This window comes from Micromonospora sp. NPDC005686, assembly GCF_042871665.1.
Classification (GTDB): domain Bacteria; phylum Actinomycetota; class Actinomycetes; order Mycobacteriales; family Micromonosporaceae; genus Micromonospora.
This window is the reverse complement of record NZ_JBIAIY010000025.1, coordinates 1-6824: the sequence shown is the minus strand read 5'-3', so window position 1 is coordinate 6824 and position 6824 is coordinate 1. Positions and strand designations below refer to the sequence as shown.

Annotated in this window: 6 protein-coding genes; 5 read left to right on the top strand and 1 reads right to left on the bottom strand. The window is 66.2% G+C overall.

Going from position 1 to position 6824, the window contains the following annotated elements; all coding sequences use genetic code 11:
- Positions 1 to 392 precede the first annotated feature (392 nt).
- The 5 genes from ACFYON_RS28940 to ACFYON_RS28920 all read left to right on the top strand — a co-directional run bounded on the left by ACFYON_RS28940 (position 393) and on the right by ACFYON_RS28920 (position 5745).
- On the top strand, positions 393 to 941 hold the full coding sequence (locus tag ACFYON_RS28940) for a hypothetical protein (protein ID WP_355097531.1): 549 nt from the start codon (positions 393 to 395) through the stop codon (positions 939 to 941).
- Positions 942 to 996: 55 nt separating this feature from the next.
- A complete protein-coding gene (locus tag ACFYON_RS28935; RefSeq protein ID WP_135241006.1) occupies positions 997 to 1872 on the top strand; it encodes a hypothetical protein in 876 nt (291 codons plus the stop codon).
- A 119-nt stretch (positions 1873 to 1991) separates the two neighbouring features.
- A protein-coding gene (locus ACFYON_RS28930) for an IS3 family transposase (RefSeq protein ID WP_387189103.1) occupies positions 1992 to 3196 on the top strand; the annotation gives its coding sequence in 2 pieces (ribosomal slippage) (positions 1992 to 2226 and positions 2226 to 3196; 1206 coding nt in all).
- A 119-nt stretch (positions 3197 to 3315) separates the two neighbouring features.
- Positions 3316 to 4884 (top strand): ISL3 family transposase, encoded by a 1569-nt coding sequence (locus tag ACFYON_RS28925; protein ID WP_387190924.1) that lies wholly within the window; start codon positions 3316 to 3318, stop codon positions 4882 to 4884.
- Positions 4885 to 5082: 198 nt separating this feature from the next.
- The gene (locus tag ACFYON_RS28920; protein WP_354874719.1) at positions 5083 to 5745 is read left to right on the top strand and encodes a transposase; all 663 of its coding nucleotides are present in this window, start codon (positions 5083 to 5085) and stop codon (positions 5743 to 5745) included.
- Positions 5746 to 6129: 384 nt separating this feature from the next.
- Here ACFYON_RS28920 and ACFYON_RS28915 read toward each other — a convergent pair whose 3' ends face one another.
- Positions 6130 to 6474, bottom strand: coding sequence for a hypothetical protein (locus ACFYON_RS28915; protein WP_354874720.1), 345 nt, complete (start codon positions 6472 to 6474; stop codon positions 6130 to 6132).
- Between the last annotated feature and the right edge of the window lie 350 nt (positions 6475 to 6824).

The following is a 6824-nucleotide window of genomic DNA, read 5'->3' as shown; positions in this document are numbered from 1 at the left end:
CATCGGGGTACTTCTTCGGTGCTGCCACGGACGACTTCCTCCCCCACGGCCATCAGACCATGGTCAAGAAGCTCCATGAAAGCGGGGGTGGCTCAGAGCGCACGTCGGCGGTCGCGGATCAGCTCGGTCAGGCGGGTCAGGCTGCGCGTGGACAGCGGGATGCTGGCAGGATAGGTCAGCAACGAAGCTCCTGTGCTGGGCAGTGCGTCTTGGTCGACTGCTGTCCTACCGGGAGCTTCGTCCTATCTGGAGCAGCGACACGCCGCTGAGCGCCTGCTCAGGAGCCCTTGATCACGATGAAAATGGCTCATTAGTTGATTATTGACGGTCGGGCACCGACCGCAGTCAGACCCTCCGATAGAATCGCATCCCTCGATATCGAAGGAGGATCAATGCGAGTTGGCCTGCGGGCGGGTGTGGCCGCATCCCTGGGCGCTGCCCTGACATTGACCATCGCCCCCACGGCGGGTTACGCGAACGTGCCGTCAGGGAATTCCACCCAGAACGTTTACACGAGCCACCGCCAGTCGCAGCAGTACTGGAGTTCCTCTACCAAGAAAATGTATGTGAACGCGATCCTCAGCGCGAACCTCCCATCCGGCTACTGCCTAGACTCCTGGTTCGACTGGACCACGCCCGAGGGTTCGAGTCATTACGACTCCAGAGGTGCGCGGACATGCGTAAGCAACTACTCGATGTACGGGGACGTTGTGACGGAAAGCAACTCGGTCGCAGGAATGCAGAAGGCCGGCGGCGCATACGGCCCCAACAACAACACCACCTCAACGTCATACCTTGTTAATGCAGCGGGATCAACGATATCGATCGCGAGCATCAACGTGGTGATGAATCAGTACAACTGCTCGATCCGATACTGGAAGCGGACATCGAGCGGCGTAGAATATTGGACTGGCGGCCCGCCCACGAATCCGAATTGCTAAGGTGATGACCTTGCGGAGAATGACTACCCGGAGTCGATCAACTCTGGCATCCCCCATGATCGGCCTTCTGCTGATCACCTCCGTCGCGAGCTGCGCGCGGCCGGCCGAACAGGTAGCCGCCGACCCTGCCGTCACATCCGAACGGCTGGACCTCCTGTCCCAACGAATCGGCGGGACACCCAGACAACGCACGGCCGGCGAAGTTCTGCAATACCACGCGTACCAAGACGGCATTCGCGACTGCATGAAAGACGCAGGCTTCACCTACGAACCCCCGCCCTTCCTGGACCCATATCGCGGACGCACAGTCATTCACATGGGAATCGGCACAGGACAGTGGTTGGCCCCCATCAACGAAGATCGTCTGGGAATCACCGACACCGCCGAATTGAAAGGCCCGAACAAGGGCGATACAGGGCCGAGCGCCAGCTATCGCAACCTAGATCCGGAAGACCAGGAGAAGTTTCAACAAAGCCTCACCACCTGCATCCCACGCAACACCCCTGAGGTCAACTTTCCGTCGAGCTACCACTCCTTAGCCGAGAAGTACAACCAGATGCTGACGGACGCGTCCAAGGCAGCCGTGGTAAAAGCTGCTGGCAAACAGTACCCAACCTGCATGGCCCAGGGTGGCTTCAAGGTCAACAGCCACGACGAGCTAGTCAAGCTGGTCCTGACACGCATGGGAGACGCTCAGCCGCCGACGCCTGGCCAAGCGCCGAGTTCAAACTGGTCTGCCGTTGTACAGACGGAACGGGCAGCCGCACGTCTGGATGCCGACTGCCGACAGCCGGCATACGAGGCAGCGCTCAACGCCGTAGCCCCATCGGTTGCGGAATTCGAACGATCTCATGAAGCCGAGCTTGCGCTCGTCAGTCGGCAGTGGCACGACATCGAAGCCCAAGCAGCCGCGTACCCCGAGTTCAAGTAGAACATCGTTCATGGTGGCCGGGGACTGGCGTTGCTCTCGGTCGGCGGTGCGGGTGGGCTTCCCCCTGAGATGTGGACACCCTGAGACTGGATGTTGGTCCAGAGGAAGGGGTGTCCCCGTTGGGGCGTCCATCGAAGTACACGGAAGAGTTCCGGCGTGACGCGGTCGACCTGGTCCGTTCGTCGCAGCGGCCGATCAACCAGGTGGCTCGTGAGCTCGGGATGAGTCATGAGACGCTGCGGAACTGGGTCCGCGCCGCCGAACGCCGGACCGGGGCCGCTGCGACCGCCTCGGGTGGGGACGGGTTGTCGGTGGCGGACAAGGACGCCGAGATCGCCCGGCTGCGGCGTGAGGTGGCGGAGTTGCGGCAGGAGAAGGAGATCCTGCGCAAGGCAGCCGCCTATTTCGCCAAGGAGATGGATCGGTGACCAGCCGCTTCCGGTTCATCTCCACCCACCGCGCCGTGTTCGGCGTCAAGCGGCTGTGCCGGGTCCTGGCGGTCTCCCGCTCCGGGTTCTACCGCTGGAGCGCCAGCGAGCCGGCCCGGCAGGCACGCGCCGCCGCCGAGGACGCCCTCGCCGAGCAGATCAGCCGAGTGCACGCCGACTCCGGCGGCACCTACGGATCTCCTCGGGTGGCCGTCGAGCTGCACGAGCGGGGTGTGCGTGTCAACCGCAAGCGGGTCGAGCGGATCATGCGGCAACGCGACGTGGTGGGCCGGCACCTGCGCCGCCGCAAACGCACCACCATCCCGGATCCGACCGCTGCGCCGGTGCCGGACCTGATCGGCCGGGACTTCACCGCCGCCGCACCGGACCAGCGGTGGTGCGGCGACATCACCTACCTACGCGTCGGGACCGGCTGGCTCTACCTGGCCACGGTCATCGACATCGCCACCCGCCGGCTGATCGGCTGGTCGATCAACACCCACATGCGCGCGGAACTGGTCATCGACGCCCTCGACGCGGCTGTCGCCGCCCGCGGCGGCCGGGTCGACGGGGTGATCTTCCACAGCGACCGCGGAAGTCAATACGGCAGTAGCGACTTCGCCGACGCCTGCCGCCGCCACGGCGTGCGCCGCTCGATGGGGCGCATCGGCTCGTCGTACGACAACGCCCTGGCCGAGGCGTTCTTCGCCACCCTCAAACGCGAACTCGACGTCGACCACCGACAGTGGGCCACCGAGACCGACGCCCGCCGCGACGTGTTCCGCTGGATCGCCTTCTACAACCACCGACGCCGCCACTCCGCACTCGGCTACCTCAGCCCCACCAACTACGAACAGACCCTCGCACCGACTACGCTGCAACAGATCGCGGCATAACCCGGTGTCCACATCCCGGGGGGAACCTCAGTCGGCGTCCGTGTCAACGCCGGCTGAACTTTGGCTCTGGCACACATTTTGTGAGTCGCGCTCGTCGGTAGTTCGGGTTGGGTGCCGGGATGGAGATCATTCCGGCGTTGCTGCCGCACCTGACGGGCCTGCGGTTGGAGGCGGTGGTGATCCGGGGCGTCGGGGTCAGGATCGACGCGGCGACGCAGACTGTGCGGGCGCGGTGTGGCACCTGCAGCACCTGGTCGACCACAAGGCATGGTCGCTATGTGCGGCGGCTGGCCGATGTCAGGTTAGGTGGTCACGAGGTGCTGGTCGCGTTGACGGTCCGCCGTTTCACCTGCGTGAACACCGAATGCAGGCGGCGGACCTTCGTTGAGCAGGTTCCCGGTCTGACTCGTCGGCATGCCCGTCACACCGTCATGGCGGCCGGTGACCTCGAGGCCGTCGCGGTGGCATTGGGCGGTCGACCGGGCAGCAGGTTGGCGCATCGGTTGGCGGTGTCGGTGTCCCGCTCCACGTTGATCCGGATGATCCGCCGGATGCCCGACCCGCCGCCAATAACGCCGACGGTGCTGGGCGTGGACGACTTCGCCCGCCGCCGAGGGCACCGATATGCGACGGTGCTGCTCGACATGCACACTCGCCGGCCGATCGAGGTTCTGCCCGACCGCACCGCCGACACCCTTGCCGCGTGGCTGCGCGAGCACCCTGGTGTTCAGATCATCTGCCGCGATCGAGGCGGCAGCTATGCCGACGGCGCCCGCAAGGGAGCACCTGACGCGATCCAGGTCGCCGACCGGTGGCACCTGTTGAAGAACCTCAGCGACACCGTCGAGAAGGTCATCCGCGGGCACCGCCGATGCCTCCGCACCCACGCCGAACCAACATCTGCCCTGGCCGCGCTGGCCGACGAACCGAGCGGGGCGGGGCGTCGGGCGGCGAACACCCGTCAACGACACGCGGCTGTGCACGCCCTGCGAGCCGAAGGGCTGTCGATCAGCGCGACGGCCCGCCGCCTCGACATGAACGTCAGAACCGCCCGCAAGTACGCCCACGCCGCCACCGCCGAGGCGTTGATTGGCCCGAACGCCAGCAGCCGACCCAGCGTCCTCGCCCCGTTCCACTTCTACCTGCGTCAACGCCTTACCGACGGCGTCCACCAGACCGCTGACCTGCACGCCGAGATCCTGGCCCGCGGCTACCAGGGCAGCTTGCGGGTGCTGCGGGACTGGCTCACCATCAACCGCACCCGACCCACCGCGCCGACTGCAGTCCGGGTGCCGTCGGCCCGGCGGATCACCGCCTGGATCATGCGACCCGGCCACAAACTCACCGACGACGAACACGCCGATCTCGCCGACGCCCGCCGACGCTGCCCGGACCTCGACACCGTCGCCGGCCTCGCCCGCGGGTTCGCCGCGCTGGTCCGCCACCAAGGCACCGGTCAGCACCTTGACGCCTGGATCGACCGCGCCCGTCACGCCGGATACCCCGAGATCCGCGGCTTCGCCGCCGGTCTTGTCGGCGACCGCGACGCCGTCGTCGCCGGCCTCGCCCAGCCATGGAGTTCAGGTCCGGTCGAGGGCCAGGTCAACCGCATCAAGACGATCAAGCGGCAGATGTATGGCCGGGCGAACCTCGACCTACTGCGCAAACGCGTCCTGACCAACTCGTGAGCCGCCGCCAAGATCAATCACAGAATCTGTGCCAGAGCCGCCGGTGAGCTGGTTGTCGAGCTGGACCGCCCCAAGCGGCCGACTCGCCGGGCCGGGGCGAAGTCCGACCCGATCGACGCCGAACGCGCCGCCCGTGATGCCTTGGCCCGCACCCGGCTGACGCAGCCCAAGACCGGGCCTCAGCGGGCAGCGCTGCAGATGCGGCTGACCGCCCGCCGGGCGGCCGTCGAGGCTGCCACCGCCGCCCAGCGGCAGCTGCACGCGATGGTCATCACCGCTCCCGAAGCGGTGCGAACCCGCTTTCGCGGGCAGCGCACCCGAACGATGATCACCACGGCCGGCCGGCTGCGACCGACCACGGCCGGTGGCGACATCGAGGCCGCCACCGCGCTGGCGGTGTTACGTGATCTCGCCCGACGCATCCGGACCTTGGAAACGGAGGCAGCCAGCCACGAGACAGCCATCCGTATGATCGTGCGCTCCTGGCGCCCCGACCTGCTCGACCTCACCGGCGTCGGACCCATCGTCGCCGCCACCGTCCTGACCGCCTGGTCCCACCCCGGACGCTGCCGCAACGACGCCGCGTTCGCCATGCTCGCCGGCGCCGCCCCGATCCCTGCTTCATCCGGCAAAACCATCCGCTACCGGCTCAACCCCTCAGGCGACCGGCAACTCAACCGCGCCCTGCACACCGTCGCCCTGTCCCGACTGCGCTACGACGAACCCACCCGCGCCTACGCCGACCGCCGCCGCGCCCAAGGCAAAACCGACCGAGAGATCAAACGCTGCCTCAAGCGATACATCGCAAGAGACCTCTACCGACGCCTCGAAAGCCCACCCCAGCCACTTGACGCGCCATAGGAGCGTCCACTTGAGCCCTGCCGAGATGGTCACCGTTCAGGAAGCCCTGGTCAGATGGCTGTCGGTGGGATTCGAGTCTCAACTGCGGGAATCTCTACCAGCTCCGCCGTGGCAGATTCAGCCCCGCACGCCGATGCAGGATCGCCCCTGAGACTGGATTCGGCGGGCCCAGGACGACAAGCCGGCAGTGGGCAGGCGGTGAGCAGCCAACACTGACCTCACCAGTCTTCTCTGGGAGGTCGCGCCGCACCGCTCGACCGCGTCACCGCAGGTCAAGTCCTCGCCCGATCGGCGTCAGCGAGCATTTCGGGCGTCGTGTCTGCGGCCCTGGCCCTATCACTGCCACGCCACCTTGCTTGACCACTTACGCTGGCTGCCATCGGCTCAGGGGCCGTAGTCGCTCTGTGTGGCTTCGACAAAGGCGCTTCGAGCTCTTGTGACTGCCTCCCACGCATCCTCGCGTCCGCGCCCCCACTTCCCTCGTTGATACCGGGCGTCGACCGCGTCACTCCAGTTGCCGGCCGCGATCTTCAGCGCACCAGCCCGTTCGGCCACCACCTTCGGGCCTGCTATCTGGACGGCAGCGTTGGTAGCGATGAACGCCAGCCACTCGTCGGCATAACGCTCGTGCAGATCCTTGATAGCGTTTCCCTGATCGTCGCCGTCCATGGCGACGACCAACTCCCTCGCGTGATCGAGAAAAGTATCGAGTCTCGTCAGATACGTCACCCATGCCTGCCGCCGGGCATCGGTGACCTGATCGCGGCGCGCCTGCTGGACCTGCTTCGCTGAGCACTGACGGTCCCGTAGGTGCCGGCGACGGTGATCAACCCGCCAACGATGGTCCCGGCGAGTGTGAGCACGCCACTCGTGATGTCGCTCGGCATGAAGGCAGCCAATCATGGCTCCTCGACACAAACCAGTGCGAGCAGTCATTGACGGCGATCGGCCTACTGGGTCAACCGGCGGCGCTGCGGAAACTACTGAGCCATTTTCATCGTGATCAAGGGCTCCTGAGCAGGCGCTCAGCGGCGTGTCGCTGCTCCAGATAGGACGAAGCTCCCGGTAGGACAGCAGTC